This is a genomic window from Streptomyces sp. NPDC026206 (genome assembly GCF_040638465.1).
GTDB lineage: Bacteria > Actinomycetota > Actinomycetes > Streptomycetales > Streptomycetaceae > Streptomyces.
The window spans coordinates 330,327-350,121 of record NZ_JBEZYL010000003.1; the positions used below are offsets into that span (position 1 = coordinate 330,327).

Consider the following 19,795-nt stretch of genomic DNA (forward strand, 5'->3'; position numbering starts at 1 on the left):
TGAATGCGCGCCGGTCGGCACGGTTCGGGCGCCGGGCGCACGGCGTTCGGGCCCGGGGCGCGTCAGCGCTCGGCGAGCAGTGACTCGACCGCCTGCTTGGGGTGCTCCAGCAGCGTCCGGGCGGCGTGTCCGGCCGCTTCGGGGTCACCGGAGGCGATGGCGTTCATGAGGGCGTGGTGGTCGCCGTGGATGATGCGCGGCATGTCGCGGTCGCCGAGCGCGGTGACCAGTGCCTCGCGCACCGAGCTGCTGAACCAGGCATAGGCCGCGGTCAGCGCGGTGTTGTGCGCGGCTTCCACGACGGCCCGGTGGAACTCGACGTCGTGATCGGCGTACAGCTCCAGGTTCACGGAGTCGGGCTGGCCCTCGCCGTCCTCGAACGCCTTCTGGGCGTCCAGCGCGGCCCGCATCCGTTCCAGGTCGGCGGGCTCGTGCCGCAGCGCGGCCAGCCGGGCCGCCTCGGCCTCCAGGGCGATCCGCAGCTCCAGCACGTCGCGCACCCCGGCACGCTGCAGACCGCGCATGATCTCGCCCGGGTCGGCCGTGGAGACCACGAAGGTGCCCTCGCCCTGCCTGGAGCGGAGCATGCCGGCGTGGACGAGCACGCGGACGGCCTCGCGGACCGTGTTGCGTCCCACCTGCAGCTGCTCGGCGAGGGCGTGCTCGGTCGGGATGCGTTCCCCCACCTGCCACTCGCCGACGGTGACCTGGGTGCGCAGCTGTTCCACGACGGTGTCCACGAGGGACCGACGTCCCGCCGCTCGCAGTGCCATTTCTCCTCCGGACAGGTGAGCCGATGCCGATCCAACCGGCCGATTCACCCGGTTGCCCAGTCATCCTACAACTCGGTCCCGGTTTTCCGGCGCCGTTCCCAGGCACCCCGGTCCCCGTCCGCCGTTTCCCGGGCTCCCGCCGCTTCCGCGGGCTACCGTCGAGGGGTGACAGTCGACGGGATCCGTTCCTGGGTCCGCTCCTCGCCCGGCACTCACATATGGCTGCTGATCATCGGGATCACCAGCCTCGTCATCACCGCGGCGAGCGAGGGCCTGGAGAGCTTTCTCCTGCACCGCACCAGCAGCAACATCCACGAACTCCACAAGCACCCGCTGCAATCGGTGCTCATCAGCGGCTTCTGGATCGCGGACCCGTCCTCGTTCCTGCTCTACGTGGTGCTCTTCGAGCTCGTGCACGCCAATGTCGAGCGGTGGACCGGCACCCTGCGCTGGCTGGTCACGGTGGCGGTCGCGCACATCGCGGCGACGCTGATCAGCCAGGAGGTCCTGCTGATGTCGATCCAGAGCCACTCGGCGCCGCGCTCGATGAAGCACGTGGTCGACATAGGCGTCTCGTACGGGCTCGCCGGGGCCGCCGGCATCCTCACCTACCGCGTGCCCCGCCCCTGGCGGTGGCTCTACCTCGCGGGGGCCGTGCTCTTCTTCGCCGTACCGCTGACGGCCGGCGGCACGTACACCGACATCGGCCACGCGATCGCGCTGGGGCTGGGCCTGGCGTGCTGGCCGCTGACGCGCGGACGGCCGACGTGGAACGCGGACGTCGCCCGGATCCCCGTCGCCGTGGCCGTGGCCGTTCCCGACGCCGTCAGGCAGCGGCCGGCGGGAAGAGCCGTTCCAGGACGACCGCGATGCCGTCGTCGTCGTTGGAGGCCGTGAGCTCGTCCGCCACGGCCTTGAGCTCCGTGTGCGCGTTGGCCATCGCGACGCCGTGCGCGGCCCAGCCGAACATCGGCACGTCGTTGGGCATGTCGCCGAAGGCGATCGTCTCTGCCGCCTTGATGCCCAACCGGCGTGCCGCCAGCGAGAGCCCGGTGGCCTTGCTCAGGCCCAGCGGCAGCAGCTCGACTATGCCGGAACCCGCCATGGTCACGCCCACCAGGCCGCCCGCCACCGTGCGCGCGACCTCCGCCAGGGCGTCGTCGTCGAGCTCCGGGTGCTGGAGGTAGAGCTTGTTCAGGGGCGCCGACCAGATCTCGCCCGGGTCCGTGATCGCGACCGCCGGGAGCGGCCCCTCCTGGACGCGGTAGCCGGGGCCGACCAGGACATCGCCGTCCATGCCGTCACGGCTGGCGGCCAGGAACAGCGGGCCGACCTCGGCCTCGATCTTGGCGAGGGCGAGCCCGGCGAGCTGCCGGTCGAGCGTCACGGACGTCAGCAGTCTGTGCTCGCCCGCGTGGTAAACCTGCGCGCCCTGCCCGCAGACCGCCAGGCCCCGGTAGTCCAGCGAGTCCAGGATGTGCTTCGTCCAGGCGACGGTCCGCCCGGTGACGACGATGTGCGCGGCACCCGCCGCCGTGGCCAGCTTGAGAGCGGCGCGCGTGCGCTCCGAGACGGTGTAGTCGGAGCGCAGCAGCGTGCCGTCGAGATCTGTGGCCACAAGCCGGTACGGCAGCGGGCCGGGGGTCACAGCGTCGCTCACTTGTTGACGGGCTCCAGCAGCTCACGACCGCCCAGGTACGGGCGGAGCACCTCGGGGACCCGCACCGAGCCGTCGGCCTGCTGGTGGTTCTCCAGCAGCGCCACGATCGTGCGCGGCACGGCGCACAGCGTGCCGTTGAGCGTCGCCACCGGCTTGACGTGCTTGCCGTCGCGCACCCGGATGGACAGGCGGCGGGACTGGAACTCGTTGCAGTTGGAGGTGGAGGTCAGCTCGCGGTACTTGCCCTGGGTGGGGATCCACGCCTCGCAGTCGAACTTGCGCGAGGCGGAGGAGCCCAGGTCACCCGTGGCGACGTCGATCACCTGGTAGGGCAGCTCAAGGCTGGTCAGCCACTGCTTCTCCCACTCCAGCAGGCGCGCGTGCTCCGCCTCGGCGTCCTCCGGCGCGATGTACGAGAACATCTCGACCTTGTCGAACTGGTGGACGCGGAAGATGCCGCGGGTGTCCTTGCCGTACGTACCGGCCTCGCGGCGGAAGCACGGGGAGAAGCCCGCGTAGCGCAGCGGCAGCTGGTCCGCGTCGATGATCTCGTCCATGTGGTACGCGGCGAGCGGCACCTCGGACGTGCCGACCAGGTAGAGGTCGTCGTTGTCCAGGTGGTAGACGTCCTGCGCGGCCTGGCCGAGGAAGCCGGTGCCCTCCATGGCGCGCGGCTTGACCAGCGCGGGCGTGAGGATCGGGGTGAAGCCGGCGGCGGTGGCCTGGGCGATGGCGGCGTTGACGAGGGCGAGCTCCAGCAGCGCGCCGACACCCGTCAGGTAGTAGAAGCGCGAGCCGGAGACCTTGGCGCCGCGCTCGACGTCGATCGCGCCGAGGGACTGGCCGAGCTCCAGGTGGTCCTTGGGCTCGAAGCCCTCGGCGGCGAAGTCGCGCGGGGTGCCGATGGTGTCCAGGACGACGAAGTCGTCCTCGCCGCCGCGCGGCACGTCCGGGTGGACGATGTTGCCGATCTGCAGCAGCAGGCGCTGGGCCTCGGCCGCGGCCTCGTCCTGCTCGGCGTCGGCGGCCTTGACGGCGGCGGACAGCTCGCCTGCCCGCTTCAGCAGGGCGGCCTTCTCGTCACCAGTGGCCTTGGGGATGAGCTTGCCGAGCGCCTTCTGCTCGGAGCGGAGCTCGTCGAAGCGGACGCTGGACGACCTGCGCCGCTCGTCGGCGGAGAGAAGTGCGTCGACGACGTCGACGTCCTCTCCACGGGCGCGCTGGGACGCGCGCACACGGTCGGGGTCCTCACGGAGCAGGCGAAGGTCAATCACCCCTCCAGGCTACCGTTGCGGACTGCCGTTGCTCGACGCGATATTCCTTTTCATGGTGATTTGCCCTGCTCTGAGGTGGGCGGAAAAGGCGATGCACCGTCAGTGCGGGCGCGCACCGGGATTTCCGGAAAAGGGGCGCAGTGGGGGCAAAGGGGCCGCACAGGCCATCGACGACCCTTGCGGCAGCGGGAGTTGAAGCCGCTCGTTGTCCACAGGAACCAAGCCTTCCGGTTCTTTGTCCACAGGGTGTGCGCGAAATCTGTGGATGTCGGAATCTCAGCTTCCGGCTCTTCTGTCATTCGTCAGAGTTTCTCCCGGCAAACATCATCCGGACACTCTTTGGGGTGGGATCCACTCCCCCTAATGGGTTGTTCGAGGCTTTTCGGTAGACGGAAGGGGCGGGAGGGTGCAGGCGAGGGGCTGTGGATGGCTGGAAGGGCGAGTGGGGGCGATTTGTCGACCTTGACCGTTTCGCCGCACTTCTCGATACCTCGCCGTGTCGACTTATCCCCAGCTCGACGGCTACCTGTGGATAACTCTGTGGGTAAATCCACACCGGTGGTCCGGTCCGTAGCCGGTCCGTAGCCGGTCCGTAGCCAGTCCGTACCCGGCCTGTACCCGGTCCGCCAGGCTTTTCTCCGGGCCCGTTCCTCAGCCCCGGCCGTCCTGGCAGCGGGCCAGCCAGTCCGCCGCCGCCATGAAATCACCGTCCGACGTCCCCGGCCGGAGCGCCTCCGAGGCAGCCGACCGGGCGTCCGGGTCAACACCCGCAAGCGGATACGAACCCAGGAACCGCACCTTCGGGCACGTCCGCTTCAGCCCCATCAGTGCCTCGGCGACCCGGCGGTCCGTGATGTGACCCTCACAGTCCACGGAGAAGCAGTAGCGGCCCATGCCCTCGCCCGTCGGCCGCGACTCGATCCGCATCAGGTTGACCCCCCGCGCGGCGAACTCCTGCAGCAACTCCAGCAGCGCGCCCGGGTGATCATCCCCGAGCCACACCACCAGCGAGGTCCGGTCCGCACCCGTCCGCGCCGCGGGCCGTGCCGGGCGCCCGGCCAGTACGAAGCGGGTCTGCGCGTTCTGCGCGTCGTGGATGTCGGTGACGAGCGGCTCCAGCCCGTACGTGGCAGCCGCGAACTCCCCGGCGAACGCCGCGTCGTAGCGCCCCTCCCGTACCAGCCGCGCACCGTCGGCGTTGGACGCCGACGACTCCCACACCGCGTCCGGCAGGTGCGCCGCAAGCCAGTTGCGCACCTGCGGCTGCGCGACCGGGTGCCCGGTGACCGTCTTGACGTCCTCCAGCCGCGTGCCGGGCCGCACCAGCAGCGCGAAGGCGATCTGCAGCAACACCTCGCGGTAGATCATCAACGGCTCGCCGGTGGCCAGTTCGTCGAGCGTCGCGGTGACGCCGCCCTCCACCGAGTTCTCGATCGGAACGAGCGCGGCGGCGGCTTCGCCGGTGCGCACGGCGTCGAGGGCGGCGGGTACGGAGACCATGGGGACCAGCTCGCGGGTGGCCGCCTCGGGGAGCGTGCGGAGGGCGGCCTCGGTGAACGTGCCCTCGGGGCCGAGGTAGGTGTAACGGCTGGCCGACGACATCACGCGCGTTCCTCCGGATCGATCACCTACGGCTTCGCCGGTCACCCTACCCATGGCGGTGCGGGCCCTGGTGGGGTCTGCGGGTTGTGGCCGGTCGCCGCGGTGGTGGGGGGGTGGGGGAGTGGGCCCCGGTCCCGCCCTTTCACCGTTTCTTGTCCTCAAACGCCGGACGGGCTGGTTGATGTCCTCAAACGCCGGACGGGCTGGTGGGTGTCCTCAGGCGGGGCTGGTGGGTGTCCTCAGGCGCCGGACGGGCTGGTGGGTGTCCTCAAGCGCCGGACGGCTGATGTGCTGCGCGGGTTTGAGGGGTGTCAGCCCTCCAACAGTCGCTGGCCCACGTATTCGCCCTCCGCGGAGCCGCCCGGGACGGCGAACAGGCCGCTCGCCTCGTGGCGCAGGAAGCGCGACAGGCCGTCTCCCCGGTCCAGCTTCCGCTGCACCGGGACGAAGCCGTTCATCGGGTCCGCCTGCCAGGCCACGAACAGCAGCCCCGCGTCCGGGGCGCCGTCGTCCCGGAAGCCGTCGTGGTAGGAGAAGGCGCGCCGCAGCATCGCCGCGCCCCGGTTGTTGATCGGCGATGCCACGCGGACGTGGGCGTCGCCGGCGATCGCCAGCACGCCGTCCGGGCCCATCTTGGTGAAGTCCGCGCGGCTGGTCTCCGTACCCCCGGACAGCGGTGAGCCGTCCGACTTCCGGCGGCCGATCACCTTCTCCTGCTGTTCGAGCGACAGGTTCTCCCAGCTGTCGAGCAGCATCCGGATGCGCCGTACGACCGCGTACGAGCCGCCCGCCATCCAGGCGTCGGCCCCGGCATGGTTGTCGGGGACGAAGACGCGCGCGGAGAAGTTCGCGTCCGAGGGCTTCGGGTTGTTCGTACCGTCGATCTGGCCCATCAGATTGCGGCCGGTCATCGGCTGCTCGGTGACGCCCGGCGTGCGGTTGAAGCCGGTCATCTGCCATCGCAGCCGGGCTGCTTCGCCGGCCTGCCTCTGGAGCAGCCGCAGCGCGTGGAAGGCGACGAGCGCGTCGTCGGCACCGATCTGCACCCACAGGTCGCCGTCGCTGCGCTTGGCGTCGAGCGCGTCGGCGCTGAAGGCGGGCAGCGGCTCCAGCGCGGCGGGCCGTCTGGCCACCAGGCCGGTCCGGTCGAAGAAGCTGTGGCCGAAGCCGAAGGTGATCGTCAGGGACGACGGTCCCGCGTCCAGGGCGATGCCCGAGCCGTCACCCTGCGGCGTCCTGCCCGCCATCATCTCCGCCGCCGTCGCCGACCAGCGGCGCAGCAGTGCCGCCGCCGCTTTGCGGTCGGCCCCGGGCGCGAGGTCGAAGGCGGTCAGATGGCCGTGCGCCTGTGAGGGCTGGACGATGCCCGCCTGGTGCGTGCCGTGGAAGGGCACGGCGGCCGCTCCGACGGAGGAGAGGGGCTCGGGCCTGCCGCGCACGGCTTCGGCCCCGGTCGCGCCGGCGACCCCGCCCACGATGAGCGCGGCCGTGCCGGCGGCTCCGGCGGTGCCCAGCAGCCGCCGCCGGGAGACGGCGGCCGGACAGTTCCCGGAGGCGTCGCCGGAGCCCGTGCCTGATGCGGTGCCGGATGCGGTGCCGGAGCTCTCGCCGGCTCTGGTGTCAGTGGTGTCAGCCATCAGTTGATCTTCACGTTCCCGGTCTCGGTGACCTGGTCGATGTCCGAGGTCCGTACGGTCAGGGACAGCTGCCAGTCGCCGGCCATGGGCAGCCGGAATCCGGTGGCCTGCCAATGCCCGGCGGACTGACGTTCGAGCGCAACCCGCAGGGGACCGATCCGTTTTTCCGTCTCGGTCAAGGACAGTGTCAGCTCCGGTACGTCCACAGGGCTGCCGGAGGCAGCCATGAGAGTGACGGCGACGGTGTTGCCGCCGGAACGCGCCGGGTCGACGGTGACCCGGGCCGTGCCGCGTCCGTTCGTCCCGCCCGTGTCGTAGGCGATGCTCACCTCGGCGGGGCCGGCCGTGGCCGGTGCCGCAGCGCCACCGCTCGCGGCCCGCTTCTGCCCGGCCTCCGCGCGGCCCGGCTGGGTGCCCGTGAGCAGGGTGGTGACGGCGAGCAGGACGACGGCGACGGCCGTCTCGGCGAGGACCGAGCGCCGCAGCCCGCTGCGGTTCCCGTCCGCGTCGCGCTCCCGCCTGCCCGCCGCCTTCTCCAGTGCGGCCTGCTGCCGCGCGAGCTGGGCGGCGCGTACGGGGTCGGCCGGGGCGGCGGCCCTGCCGACGGGCACCCTGCCCTTTTTCACGGCCGCCTTGCACTCGGCGGCGGCGGGCTCGGCGAGCCTGTCCGTCCACCGGCGCGAGAAGAACGCGACGGCCAGCATGACGGCCACCAGCCCCACCTTGAGCAGCAGCCAGCGCCCGTACTCCGTGCCCGTCAGCGTGCTCCACGAGAAGCCGACCTGCCGCCAGGCCTGGTAGAGCCCGGTCGCCACCAGCACGCACACCGAGACGAACGCCATCCGCGAGAAGCGCCGCACGGCCGTGCGCGGGACGGCGTCACCCGACCACAGCGTGGCCAGCAGCGCGGCCAGTCCGCCCAGCCAGACGGCCACGCCCAGCAGATGGGCCACGTCGACCGGCATGGCGAGCCAGGGCTGGATCCCCGCCGACGCGTGCTCGGCCATCGCCCACGTCGCCGCCAGCCCGGCCGCGACGACCGTGCCGCCGATCCCGAGCCCGTAGGCGACGTCACGGCGCCGCCCGGACGCCGCGTCGCCGTCCTCCCGCGCGCAGGAGTCGCCGTCCTCCCGCGCGTACGAACCGAACAGCACCGCCAGGAAGACGGCCGCCGCGCTCAGCAGCAGCAGCCGCGACAGCAGCGCCGCGCCCGGCTTCGTGGCCAGCGCGTCGCCGAGCAGCGTCAGGTCCAGGACGGACCCCATCCCCTTGCCGCTCGTGTACGCGCCCCGCAGCAGCAACAGCACCGCCGTCGAGACGAACAGCGCGACCCAGCCGGCCACCGCGATCCGCTGCACCGGCCGCGACGAGCGGCACACACCGGCGAAGACGCAGCCGCCGACGAGCAGGACGAAGCCCGCGTACGCCGCATAGCGGCCGATGCCGTAGAAGGCGTCGACGACGGGGTCGATCCCGGTGGCCGCCGATGTCACGGCCACCGTCGTCCTCGACGGAGCACCGACCGAGAAGGTGAAGGCCCCGGCCACCGGGTGACTGTCCGCCGAGACCGCCTGCCAGGCCACCGTGTAGGTGCCGTCGGCGATCCGGGCGCGCAGTGCGACGGCGGCCGTGTCGGACCTGCCGCCGACGTGCTCCGGCCTGCCCTCGTCGACGCGCTCGCCGCCCGGGTCCAGGACCCGCACCGAGTCGGCGCCGAGCAGCACGCCCTCGGAGAAGGTGAGCCGGATCTGCCGTGGTGCGGCCGGCACCACCGACCCCTCGGCGGGGTCGGTGGAGGTGAGCGCCGCGTGGGCCGACGCCGTGCCCGCCCCCAGGGTGAGCGTGCACAGCAGCGCGGCGAGCAGCGTCCCGAGGAGCGCCGCCATCCGCCGGGTGGTCCGCAGAGGCCCGGTGGTCCGCAGCGGCCCGGTGATCGGCGGCCCGGTGATCGGGGTCTTCATCGCCCGTCAGTCCTTGGGGCGGTAGGTCGCGCTCTCGACCGGCACCTTGATCTTGATGGGCGCCGAGGTGGCGAAGTGCAGCGTGAACTCGACCTTCTCGCCCGCCTTCGGCTTGTGGGCGAGCTTGCCGAGCATCAGGTGCGTGCCGCCGCGCGCGAGCGACAGCCTCCCCTTCGCGGGCACCTCCAGCTCCGGGGCGTGCTTCATCTGCGAGCCGTCGGTGGTGTGCAGGGTGACGTCCGGCGAGAGCGGACTGGTGACCTTGGTGAGCCGGTCGGCCTTGCCGCCGTCGTTGGTGACGGTGAAGTAGGCGGCCGCCATGTCGGCCATCGCCGGCTGCGGCAGGTACGCGCCGCTGACGGACAGCTCGGGCCTGCCGGGCGAGAGGGCGTTCTTCTCCGACTGGCATCCGGTCACCAGGAGCAGGCCCCCGGCGAGCGCGAGCGGCAGGACGGCGGCGGTGGCGGCGGTGGCCTTGTTCATGTTCTTCGGGCGCATCACGGGTTCTCCCCCTTGACGATCTTCGGGAGATCCTTGGCGTACTGCTCGGACGTGGTGGACGAGGTGTAGATCCAGTGGCCGCCGTCGTCCTTCGGCGAGAAGCCGACGACCTCGGCGCCATGGCTGACGGTGATGGAGCCGTCCTTCTCCTTCTTCGGCTTCTCCACGAGGATGCCGAGCGGCTTGGCCGCCGCCTGGATCGTGTCGAAGTCACCGGTCAGACCGACTATGTCCTGGCCGCCCTGCGCGTCGAGCCACTCGCGCATCCGCTTGGGGGTGTCGCGCTCGGGGTCGGTGGTGACGAAGACGACCTGGAGCCTGTCCTGGTCGGCCTTGGGCAGCTTCTTCTCGGCGGCGGCGATGTCGGCGACGACCGTCGAGCAGACGTCGGGGCAGTAGGTGTAGCCGAAGTAGAGCAGGACCGGACGGCCCTTGGTCTCCTTGACCAGCTCGTACTTCTTCTCCGCCGTGTCGGTCAGGACCAGGTCGGGCTTGGCCTTGGCGGAGTCCAGGGTGATCGCCCCGGTCTTGGGGGACTCGGCCGAGACGTCGGCCACGGGCTTGTCGCCCGAGCCGTCCGAGCCGCCGCAGGCGGTCAGGGTGAGCGCGGCGGCCGTGGCCAGTACCGCGCCAAGGATCTTGGTGCGCATGGAGTGCTTCTCCAGGGAGTGGGTCGGTGCCGCCCCGGCCGGCGGGCGGTGCGAGCGCCGGCCGGGGGGCGGTTTCCGTACGGGCGGAGGGCGTCAGGCCGTGGAACGGCGGCGCCCGGCGAGGACGGCGAAGGCGGTGCCGGCCACACCGACGACGATGCCGGCGACGCCCAGGACCCGGGCCGTGGTGTCCGAGCCGCCGTCCTTGCCGTCCGTGGCGGCGGCCGCCTGGGCCCCGCCGTCCTTGGCGTCCTTCGTGTCCTTCGTGCCCTTGGCGTCCTTGGCGTCCGTCTTGCCGGCCGTGCCGGCGGAGCCCTTCTCGACGAGCTTGAGCACCGGCGCCGGGTGCTCGGCCTCGTGGCCGCCCGGCTTGGAGGCGTCGATCCAGCGGACGACGTCGTCGTCGGAGTACGTCTGCAGGGCCTTGAAGACCAGCTCGTCGGTGTCGGTGGGCAGCTGGCCGACCGACAGCGGGAACTGCTGGAACTGCCCGGGCTCGATCTTGCCGCCGGTCCAGGTGACCTTGCTGACGGCCTCGTCGATCGTCTTGCCGTGCATCTGCAGCGGCTTGTCGAGCTTGGTCTTCTCCACCTTGACCTCCCAGCCCGGGACCGCCTGTGGCATCACCGAGGCCAGCGGGTGCTTGGGGTCGAGGCTGAGCTCGAGCTTCACGGTCGAGGCGTTGTCCTTCTCGTTCGGCACCTTCACCGAGATGGTGCTGTAGCCGCCCTTCTCGGCGGTGCCGGGCTGCACGCTCACGTGCGCGAAGGCGGGGCCGGCGAGCAGCAGCAGGCTGCCGGCGGCGATGCCGCCGACAAGAGAGGTACGAGCGGCACGGATACGCGATGCGGTCATGGGAAAACACTCCACAGGCAGGGGGGGACCGGAAAGGAAGGCGCGCGTGCGGCAGCGGCACGACAGCCCTCCCGTCACCGAGCCCGCCGGACGCCGCAGGGTGCCGTCGCTACGGCGCCGCAGGGGTCGTGCGGTGGAGAAGAGGGAGTACGTCGCGTCGTCAGGCCGCGAGAGCCAGGCGCGGCGGTCCCCGCCTGATCACCAGATGCCGCAGCTCCGGCTCCCGTGCCGGACGCTCGTCCTCCGCATCCGCCGGGCACCCGCATGCCACGAGCGGCTCCGCGACCGGCACACGTACGAGCACCAGCGCGGCCCGCAACGCCCGCACGAGCGCGGCCTGCGCGACACCGCGGGCCGACCGTGCCGACAGCCGCACCGCACGCCACAGCGCGGCCTCACCGCGCCGCAGCAGCCAGCCCACCGCCAGCGCGGCGAGCAGATGGCCGAGCAGCATGGGCAGCGAGGGCAGCAGCGCGTGCGACAGGGATGCGGGAACGGTGTGGCCGCCCGGCCCGGTCATCGCCGAGGGGTGAAGGGCCGGGTGGACGGCCGGGTCGAGGCCGGCGTCGGTGATGACCCGGCGTGCCTCGCCCGCGGACATCGGACGCTGGTTGCAGGTGAGCTGCGCCGCGAAATGGATCAACCCGCCCTCGGCGGCGGCCTGTCGGCCGGCCGACGCGGCGCCCGTGACCTGCTGACCGAGGCCGAAGAGCGTGTGCAGCACGAGCTGCCCGGCGCCCAGGCAAAGGGCGATCCCCGGCAGCGAGCGTTCCCGCCCGGCCAGCGGCGCGGCCACCGCGAAGACGACCGCGAATCCCGCGCCCAGCGACCACAGCGGAACGCTCGCGCAGGACGCCAGCACGTGCCCGCCCGCGGACAGCAGAACACAGACCGCGGTGAACACCGCGGCCCGTATCAGTCGCAGATCCGCGCCGGCGCGCGCGACGGGGTGAGGCATGGCTGCGCCATCATCCCACCGGGCTTACCGATTCCCTACGGCAGGGGGTCCCGGCCGCCCGCCCGGCTTGTCACCTTGTCCCATACACGTCCCGCGCCGCACGGCGCGTCGGCCGAATGAGCGGACTCACACGGCCCGCAGGCTTATGGAGTGCTTCTCGCGGCTATACGTATCGGTATGTCGAGCCGCAGCCAGGAGGCTGAGCATGAGCATTTGGTGGTCACTCCACTTGCGGCGCGAGGCCGCGAGCGTTCCGCTCGCCAGGCGGCTTCTGATCGGTGCCATGGAGACGGCCGGCGTCGACTCCGAGACCTCCTACGACCTGGCGGTCGCGCTCAGCGAGGCGTGCGCCAACGCGGTCGAGCACGGTGGTGACGCCTCCACCGGCTACCGCGTCACCGCGCTCATCGACGGTGACACCTGTCGCATCGAGGTCACCGATTCCGGGCCCGGCTTCGCCGAACGGCCCAGGCGAGCCCGTCGCTTCCCGGCCCGCACGCTGCAAGCCAGGACCCCGGCCCCCGTCCAGGACGAACACGGCCGGGGTCTCTTCTTGATCGAGTCCCTCACCGACCACGTCCGCGTCCGCAACCGGCCGGGCCGGCAGGGCGCGGTGGTCAGCTTCGACAAGATCCTCAAGTGGAGAGAGGGCGCCCCGCCCTCGGCGGCGCTCCTGCGGGCGTCGTGAGGCCGACGGGCGCCGTGAGGCCGACGGGTGTCATGAGCCCGACGGGTGTGGTGAAGCCTGCGGGTGCCCTGAAGCCTGTGGGTGGTGTCCTGAAGCCTGCCCCCGGCCTGACCGGGGTGCGACGGCGCGGCCCGGTCGCGGCGGTGCGCAGACCCGGGGGCCGGGGTGCCGGTCAGGAGATCGACAAGGGCACCTCGTGGACCTCGTCGACCGGGTGGCCGGCCCGTTCGTGGATGCGCTTGACCGCTTCCTTCGAAGGCGCCTCGGACAGGCAGTACACGGTCCCCGACTTCGGGTCCGCCCACGCCTTCTCGAAGTGCACGCCTTCCTCGCGCTCGATGGCCTGATCCGCGCGGTGCGCGGCCGCGAGCTGATCCCCGGTGATGCCCTTCATGCCGTGATGTACGTCCATGAACTTGGTCATGACCCGGTACCTCCCTCGTGCGGAAGCCCCCTACAGCCATCATGCGCCCGCCGCAGGCCCGCTGCGCGGCGCCGCCCGGGACGCGCGCGACCCCGCGGCCGCCGTACGCGGGCCGCGGGGTCGTCGGTGCGGAACGGGCGGGTCAGCCCTTGAGGGCGGCCATCCACGCCTCGATGTCCGCGGACGTGCGGGGCAGACCGGCGGAGAGGTTCCGGTTGCCGTCCTCGGTGACGAGGATGTCGTCCTCGATCCGGACGCCGATGCCGCGGTACTCCTGCGGCACGGTGGTGTCGTCGGCCTGGAAGTACAGGCCGGGCTCGACGGTCAGGACCATGCCGGGCTCCAGGACACCGTCGACGTAGGTCTCGGTGCGGGCGACCGCGCAGTCGTGGACGTCCAGGCCCAGCATGTGGCCGGTGCCGTGCAGGGTCCAGCGGCGCTGCAGGCCGAGCTCCAGGACGCGCTCGACCGGGCCCTCGGCCAGGCCCCACTCGACGAGCCTCTCGGCGAGGACCCGCTGTGCGGCGTCGTGGAAGTCGCGGTACTTGGCGCCGGGCTTCACGGCGGCGATGCCGGCCTCCTGGGCCTCGTACACCGCGTCGTAGATCTTCCGCTGGAGCTCGGTGTACGTGCCGTTGACCGGCAGCGTGCGGGTGATGTCGGCGGTGTAGAGGGTGTGGGTCTCCACGCCGGCGTCGAGCAGCAGCAGCTCGCCGGAGCGGACGGCACCGTCGTTGCGCACCCAGTGCAGGGTGGTGGCGTGCGGGCCGGCGGCGCAGATGGAGCCGTAGCCGATGTCGTTGCCCTCGACGCGGGCGCGCAGGAAGAACGTTCCTTCGATGTAGCGCTCGCTGGTGGCCTCGGCCTTGTCGAGGACCTTCACGACGTCCTCGAAGCCGCGGACGGTGGAGTCGACGGCCTTCTGCAGCTCACCGACCTCGAACGCGTCCTTCACCAGGCGCTGCTCGCTGATGAAGACGCGCAGCTCCTCGTCGCGCTCGGCGGTGACCTTGTCGGTCAGGGCCGCCTCGATGCCGGCGTCGTGGCCGCGGACGCCCCGGACCGGGCCGGTGGCCTCGCGCAGGGCGTCGGCCAGCTCGCGGACGTCCTCGCAGGGCATGCCGAAGAGCTGCTCGGCCTCGGAGAGGCTGTGGCGGCGGCCGACCCACAGCTCGCCCATGCCGTCGAGCCAGAACTCGCCGTTCTCACGGTTCGAGCGCGGCAGCAGGTACAGCTTCGCCTCGTGAGCGCTCTTTCCCTCCGCACCGGTGGGCTCCAGGACCAGGACGCCGTCCTGGGTCTGGTCGCCGGTGAGGTACACGTACTCGGTCGAGGCGCGGAAGCTGTACTCGGTGTCGTTCGAACGGGTCTTCAGGTTGCCTGCCGGGATCACCAGGCGCTCACCGGGGAAGCGCGCGGAGAGCTCGGCGCGCCGGCGGGCGGTCTCCGCGGCCTGGGCTATCGGGCGCAGGTCGTGCAGCTCGGTGTCGGCCCAGCCGGACTTCATGTTCTCCGCGAGCTCGTCGGAGACGGCCGGGTAGAGGCCGTTCTTCCGCTGCTTGATCGGCTCGTCACCTTCGGGGTTCTCGGGCGCGGGCTGGTGCTCGTTCACTGCGTTTCCTCCTCGAACGGGGCCGCTTTCCATCGTATGTGCGGGGGAAAGTGCCCGAGAAGGCTGTGACCGAACAGTCAGCGGCGGACATGCGTTCATACAGAATGACCGCAGGCCGCGAGGGGTGTGCTCAGGGTGCTCAGAAGGTCATTCGAAGTGGGCCACCAGGAGGATCACGTCCTCGCCACCCTCCGGAACGCTTCCATCCGGCAGAACCGTCCGCAGCACGTGGTCCGCGACCGCCTCCGGATCCCGCCGTGCGGCCCTGGGGACGCCCGCCGCCGCCGCGTGCAACCGGGCGTAGGCCCGGTCCATCGAGTCACCGGTACGGTGCAGCAGGCCGTCGCTGTAGAAGAGGAGCGTTTCTCCGGGAGCCGGTTCGATCTCCACGCTGGGCGCCTCCCAGCACGCCAGCATGCCCAGCGGCGCCGAGAGCGAGGTCTCCACGTACTCCACCCGGTCCGAGCCGATGATCAGCGGTGAGCAGTGCCCGGCTCCGGCGACGACCACCTTCCGCTCCGCGGGTTCGCAGTACGCGAAGAGGGCGGTCGCGGCACGGGCGGGCTCGGTGACCCGCAGCAGCAGTTCGAGGTCGGAGAGGACGGCGACCGGATCCTCGCCCTCCATGACGGCGTACGCGCGCAGGGAGGCCCGCAGACGCCCCATCGCGGCGATCGCCCCGGGACCGGAGCCGGTGATTCCGCCGATGGCGAGGCCGAGCGCGCCCTCGGGCAGCGGCAGCGCGTCGTACCAGTCGCCGCCGCCCTGCGGGCCCGTGCGGTGACGGACCGCGAGGCGGACGCCGGGGACGCGGGGCAGGCGGCTGGGGAGCAGCTCCTCGCGCAGGGTGGCGACGGCCTCGCGGGCGTGGGTCAGCTCGACGAGCCGGGCGAGGTGCTCGGTGGCGTAGCCGCAGTAGAGCCCGGCCAGATGACGCTGCCGCTCGGTGGGCTCGGCGGGCTCGTCGTACAGCCACACGGCCGCGCCGATCCGCCCGGCGGCGGGCGGAGCACCGGAGTCCGCACGGGGGGAGACGGGGGATTCCAGCGGAACGGCGTAACTGGCGGCGTAGCCCAGACGCGCCGCGACCTCCCGGTGGCGGGGGTCGAGGCCGCCCTCGCCCGGGATGTCGGGGTGGGCCGTGCCGGACCGGTCGCCGACGGGCGGAAGGTCGTCGAGCAGCCGCACGTACGGGCTGTGGGGCGCGCGGTCGCGCTCGTGCGGGATCGTCTCGATGTGGCCCAGGTCGGCGAGGCCCAGGCCCAGGCCGACGGTGACGGGGTGCCCGGCCCCGTCGGCGTCGGCGGAGTGGAGGGTGACGAGGCCGCGGCCGGCGCCGACGAGCGAGGCGCCGGCCCGCAGCACCTCGTGCAGGGCGTCGTCCAGGCGGGCCGTCCTGGCCAGCCGTTCGGTCAGCTCCTGGAGCGTGGTGAGGTCCGAGACCCAGCCCGCCAGACGGTCCTGCACCAGGGCGCACGGCGCGGGGGCCGGCGGCTCGGGCACGGTGGGGGGAGAGGGAACCGCAGGGGCGGAAGTGTGCGCGGGAGCGGGGACCGGTGAGCTGATTCCGGCCACTTTCGGCAGGTGGGGCGCGGTCATGGCCTGCTGCCCGGGCCCGGCCGCGTGGAACCGCTCTCGTGGCGCGTCGGGGGCACGGCCCGCGGCGTTCGGCCGCAACCGCTCGACCAGCTGATCGGCCTGGGCTTCCTGCGCAATAGCATCGCAAACCCCCTGTCGTGTTGCGCGCTATCAGTGCTCCACATGTACACGCCCGGGCAAGGGAATGTCCAGCATTGGACCAGTGGGATTGGTGGTGTCTGGTGAGGTTCCGTACCGCCTTGAAGTTTGGCCGGAAAATAGTGCCGTAGCCCTCGTTTTGCGGTCGACTGACGTCGCTCCAACAACGCGTCACATCCACCACGGTGGGTACGTACTCGGAGAAGGGCAGCGGCAGTTGGGGCCGCCCCGCAACCCGGAGGCGGGCCCGAGCGTCTTATCGGTCGACGGCCACGCCCATCCCCGAGTGGCGTGGGGCAACCCATGCCGCGGGCGAGGGCGCACCGGTTCAGCACCAAGCGCCATACGCGCGCCACCCCCCGCCAGGTTTCACGCTCGGCCTGTGGCGTGATGCGCTGCGTTGTACGCGTAGCGACCCGTGATCCACCTGGATCCACCTGGTGTGCCGGTCCGAGGGGCAGCGGCGCGTTGAGTACCGCGCCGAGCAGTCCCGTAGTGCCATGTAGTCCCCGCAACCTCAGGGGCTATGCGTAGTCCATGCGGTTCCTGCAGTCCCTGCGCTCGATGCAGTTTCTGCAGTCCATGCGGTCCGTGCGGTTCCTGCAGTCCATGCAGTTCCTGCCAACGTGTCATGTATGTGCAAGACGGTCCCTGTCCGAAGGCAGGGACCCACCTTCGGCGTTCACGGAAAGGAACGAGCGCTCATGCGCGAGATCCTCGGAAGGCGACGGAAGCTCTCCCTCCGGCGGGCCGGCAGGTCCGCGGTGCTCACCGCGGCCCTGACCTACGCCACCGAGTGGCAGTGGCCCGTACTCCCCGGTGTGGGCCTGCGGCCCGGCATCGGCCGCGTACGTGAATGCGGCTGTCCCGACCCCGACTGCGTGGTCCCCGGCGCCCACCCGTTCGACCCCGGGCTGCTGGCGGCGACCACCGACGCCCGGATGGTCCGCTGGTGGTGGACCAACCGGCCCGAGGCGCCCGTCGTGCTCGCCACCGGTGGCCGGGCGCCCTGTGCCGTGAGCCTGCCGGCGGTCGCCGCGGCCCGCGCGCTGGCCGCGTTCGACCACGCGGGCGTGCGGCTCGGCCCGGTGGTGGCCACCCCCACCCGCTGGTCCCTCCTGGTGGCCCCCTACTCGCTCGAGGTCCTGGGCGAGCTGCTCAACAGCCAGGACTGGGTGCCCGGCTCCCTGCGGTTCCACGGCGAGGGCGGCTACGCGGTCCTGCCGCCGTCGCCCACGGGTGCCGGACGGGTCCGCTGGGAACGCGCGCCGAGGCCGGCGGCCGCGGCGGCCGGCCGGGGCGGAAAGACGGCCTCCGACCGCCGGGCGGACGGCCTGGCCCGGCCCTGGCTGCCTGATGTCGCCTCGGTGGTCGACGTTCTCGTCGAGCAGAGCGTGCGGAGCACGGGCACGCCAGGCGGCGGCAGCAGCAGGCTGGCGTACTGACGCCGGGCGCAAGCCGATCGGCACGGCGGTCCGCGGTGGCGGGGCGGGGTGATCGGTCCCGGTGGTCGGGCGGGGTGGTCGGGCGGGGTGGTCATTCCCGGTGGTCCGGGCGGGGTGGTCATTCCCGGTGGCCGGCGAAGTGGCCGGACGCGGTGACGGCGGTGCTCCTTACGGGTTATGAGGGCGCGTACGGACGGGAGACGCACGCGCTCTCACTCGTAAGGGTGTAAGCCGCCGAAAGAACCGCAGGAAACGGCCGTGCGAGGACCGAAGAACAAGGCGGTGCCCCTATGTTCGGCACTAGGGCTGTGGCGGGCGCCGGTACATAGGGCGCCGCCGGCCCGGCGGGCGTGCGTCCGAATCCGTCCCCGCGATCAATTCCGGTCCGTCCCCGCGATCGAGCGAGTCAGCTTCCGCGGCGAAATTGCAGGTGGTCCCATGGTGCGTGCGTCCAGTGTGCCCGGCGCGTTCTCACGGCGTGCGGCGAATTCCCGGATGATCGCGCTGGCCGGCGCGGTGGCCGTCGCCGTTGTGCTGCCGCTGGCGGCCGCCACGGCGGGCCCGGCGAGCCTGAGCGGCCGCGAAAAGCCCCGGCAGAAGGTGAATCCGGCCAAGGAGCGGGCCAAGGGGCAGGAGCTGATCCGGCCGGCCGGCTTCCGCGGCCCGGGGGCCGCGGGCGCTCCCCTCCGCCCGGACGACGACCGTTCCGGCCCGGCGGGCCTCTTGGGACTCGGCGGTTCCCGCGACTCCTACGGCCCCTATGGCGCCGGGACGGACGACCCGGACCGCGGATCGGCCCGGTGCGGCCCTGAACTGGCCTCTCCCGAGGGCGTCGAGGCCCAGACGTGCGTCCTGGAGCGCGCGGGGGACACCTGGGCCCGTACGTACTACCGGAACGCCACGGGCACCCCGCTGGCGGGTGTCCTCACGCTCATGGCGCCCGCCGGCCGGACCGTGCAGGTGCACTGCCGGCTGGCCGCGACCGATGATCCGGACCTGTGCGAGACGCCGCACGAGCCGACCCTGCGGGGACATGGCTCGTATGCGGCGGTCGCGGAGATCGCCTCGACGGAGGGGAAGCTGATGCTCCGCTCCGGGAGCAACTCACCGGCGGCTGACGAGGATTGAGAGCGCGCGCAGGAACGCGCTCCGGGGCGTGCTCACGAACGTGCTCCCGGAGGTGCTCTCCGGACGTGCTCCCGGACGTGCTCCCGGACGTGCTCACGAACGCGCCCGCGAGTGCGAGTGCGCCCGCGAGTGCGCCCGCGAGTGCGCCCGTGAACGCGCTCACGAACGCGTTCACGAGTACGCCCGCGGGAAGCTCCTGAAGGGGGCGCCCGGAGCGTTCCATGCGCCGCCCACGGCTCGGCTGTGCGGCTTCCGCGCGGGTGGCGGTGGGGCGGTGGGGTCGGCGCGGTGGGGTTGGCGCCATGGCGGGACTCTGCGGGCTTCCTATGGACTTCTGGGGGCCCCTGCCGGTCCGTAGCGGGTTTGAGCAGGGCTCTGTTGGCCGGTGCTGGGCCTGAGCGTGGCTTCTGCCGGTCTGCGCCGGGCCTGAGGACTCCGCCGGCTTGTCGCGAGTTTCGGGCGGTCCCGGGGGCTCTCCGCCGACGTCGGCGGGCTCGGGTGGTACCCGTCTCCCCGGCCCTCGTGGGCGCTTTCGTGAGAGCTTTGCGAGATGCCTTCGCGGGCGGGCCCGTACTTCCCGTCCGGCTGCCGCGCCCTGCCGTGTTGCGCCGTGTCCTGCCGTGCCCTGTCGTGTCCGGGCATGGAAACGCCCGGTCGCTGGCGACGGGGGATGCACCAGCGACCGGGCTTCCAGAACCGTAACAAGAGATCCGCGGTTCGCAAATTCGATCGCGGATTTCCGGACGCGGATTTCCGGCCTTGGAGCGGGAGTTGTGACAGGAGTCACGCGGCTTGACCCGCCATTTACCGGGGTTTACCGGCGGTGAACCCCGGAATCATTCCCTCCACCGGGTTCGGCGGCGCGGCTGATTCCTAGTGGTTCTCCGAAC

The 19,795-nt window shown here is 72.0% G+C and carries 17 protein-coding genes; 4 read left to right on the forward strand and 13 right to left on the reverse strand.

The annotated features are described in order from the left end of the window. Positions 1-62: 62 nt before the first annotated feature. Positions 63-773, reverse strand: a complete 711-nt coding sequence (locus AB0F13_RS07865; RefSeq protein WP_362076870.1) for a FadR/GntR family transcriptional regulator — start codon at positions 771-773, stop codon at positions 63-65. Positions 774-938: 165 nt separating this feature from the next. On the opposite strand from AB0F13_RS07865, the gene AB0F13_RS07870 reads away from it, so the two are divergent. Beyond that, positions 939-1,670, forward strand: coding sequence for a rhomboid-like protein (locus AB0F13_RS07870; protein WP_362076872.1), 732 nt, complete (start codon positions 939-941; stop codon positions 1,668-1,670). Here the strand turns inward: AB0F13_RS07870 and AB0F13_RS07875 are convergent. The 9 genes from AB0F13_RS07875 to AB0F13_RS07915 form a co-directional block, all read right to left on the reverse strand. Next, the gene (locus AB0F13_RS07875; RefSeq protein ID WP_362076875.1) at positions 1,600-2,433 is read right to left on the reverse strand and encodes a Cof-type HAD-IIB family hydrolase; all 834 of its coding nucleotides are present in this window, start codon (positions 2,431-2,433) and stop codon (positions 1,600-1,602) included. The two genes, AB0F13_RS07870 and AB0F13_RS07875, sit on opposite strands and share 71 nt — an antisense overlap. Next, positions 2,430-3,707: a serine--tRNA ligase gene (serS, locus tag AB0F13_RS07880; RefSeq protein WP_362076878.1), complete on the reverse strand. Its 1,278-nt coding sequence runs from the start codon at positions 3,705-3,707 to the stop codon at positions 2,430-2,432. The genes AB0F13_RS07875 and serS overlap by 4 nt, the downstream gene beginning before the upstream one ends. Before the next feature lie 651 nt (positions 3,708-4,358). Next, positions 4,359-5,309 (reverse strand): prephenate dehydratase, encoded by a 951-nt coding sequence (gene pheA, locus AB0F13_RS07885; protein WP_362076881.1) that lies wholly within the window; start codon positions 5,307-5,309, stop codon positions 4,359-4,361. Between the two features lie 311 nt (positions 5,310-5,620). After that, positions 5,621-6,946 (reverse strand): iron uptake transporter deferrochelatase/peroxidase subunit, encoded by a 1,326-nt coding sequence (gene efeB, locus AB0F13_RS07890; RefSeq protein ID WP_362076884.1) that lies wholly within the window; start codon positions 6,944-6,946, stop codon positions 5,621-5,623. After that, positions 6,946-8,832 (reverse strand): FixH family protein, encoded by a 1,887-nt coding sequence (locus AB0F13_RS07895; protein ID WP_362077212.1) that lies wholly within the window; start codon positions 8,830-8,832, stop codon positions 6,946-6,948. The genes efeB and AB0F13_RS07895 overlap by 1 nt, the downstream gene beginning before the upstream one ends. 81 nt (positions 8,833-8,913) lie before the next feature. Beyond that, positions 8,914-9,405, reverse strand: coding sequence for a copper chaperone PCu(A)C (locus tag AB0F13_RS07900; protein WP_362076887.1), 492 nt, complete (start codon positions 9,403-9,405; stop codon positions 8,914-8,916). Then, positions 9,405-10,058, reverse strand: a complete 654-nt coding sequence (locus AB0F13_RS07905; protein ID WP_362076890.1) for an SCO family protein — start codon at positions 10,056-10,058, stop codon at positions 9,405-9,407. Before AB0F13_RS07905 ends, AB0F13_RS07900 begins: the two co-directional genes overlap by 1 nt. Before the next feature lie 93 nt (positions 10,059-10,151). Next, positions 10,152-10,913 (reverse strand): YcnI family protein, encoded by a 762-nt coding sequence (locus AB0F13_RS07910; RefSeq protein ID WP_362076893.1) that lies wholly within the window; start codon positions 10,911-10,913, stop codon positions 10,152-10,154. 160 nt (positions 10,914-11,073) lie between these two features. Continuing rightward, positions 11,074-11,871 carry a hypothetical protein gene (locus AB0F13_RS07915; RefSeq protein WP_362076896.1) on the reverse strand — a complete coding sequence of 266 codons (798 nt, stop codon included), beginning with the start codon at positions 11,869-11,871 and terminating at the stop codon, positions 11,074-11,076. A 205-nt stretch (positions 11,872-12,076) separates the two neighbouring features. On the opposite strand from AB0F13_RS07915, the gene AB0F13_RS07920 reads away from it, so the two are divergent. Then, positions 12,077-12,559 carry an ATP-binding protein gene (locus AB0F13_RS07920; protein ID WP_362076899.1) on the forward strand — a complete coding sequence of 161 codons (483 nt, stop codon included), beginning with the start codon at positions 12,077-12,079 and terminating at the stop codon, positions 12,557-12,559. Between the two features lie 172 nt (positions 12,560-12,731). Here the strand turns inward: AB0F13_RS07920 and AB0F13_RS07925 are convergent, their stop codons facing one another. The 3 genes from AB0F13_RS07925 to AB0F13_RS07935 all read right to left on the reverse strand — a co-directional run bounded on the left by AB0F13_RS07925 (position 12,732) and on the right by AB0F13_RS07935 (position 16,194). Next, complete coding sequence (locus AB0F13_RS07925; protein ID WP_362076902.1) at positions 12,732-12,983, reverse strand: SCO4226 family nickel-binding protein; 252 nt, start codon at positions 12,981-12,983, stop codon at positions 12,732-12,734. Between the two features lie 142 nt (positions 12,984-13,125). Continuing rightward, a complete protein-coding gene (locus tag AB0F13_RS07930; RefSeq protein WP_362076905.1) occupies positions 13,126-14,595 on the reverse strand; it encodes an aminopeptidase P family protein in 1,470 nt (489 codons plus the stop codon). A gap of 147 nt (positions 14,596-14,742) precedes the next feature. Beyond that, complete coding sequence (locus AB0F13_RS07935) at positions 14,743-16,194, reverse strand: PP2C family protein-serine/threonine phosphatase (RefSeq protein WP_362076908.1); 1,452 nt, start codon at positions 16,192-16,194, stop codon at positions 14,743-14,745. 842 nt (positions 16,195-17,036) lie between these two features. Here AB0F13_RS07935 and AB0F13_RS07940 point away from each other — a divergent pair. Both AB0F13_RS07940 and AB0F13_RS07945 read left to right on the forward strand, forming a co-directional pair. Beyond that, the gene (locus AB0F13_RS07940; RefSeq protein WP_362076911.1) at positions 17,037-17,777 is read left to right on the forward strand and encodes a bifunctional DNA primase/polymerase; all 741 of its coding nucleotides are present in this window, start codon (positions 17,037-17,039) and stop codon (positions 17,775-17,777) included. 438 nt (positions 17,778-18,215) lie between these two features. Beyond that, the gene (locus AB0F13_RS07945; protein ID WP_362076914.1) at positions 18,216-18,905 is read left to right on the forward strand and encodes a hypothetical protein; all 690 of its coding nucleotides are present in this window, start codon (positions 18,216-18,218) and stop codon (positions 18,903-18,905) included. Positions 18,906-19,795: the final 890 nt, after the last annotated feature.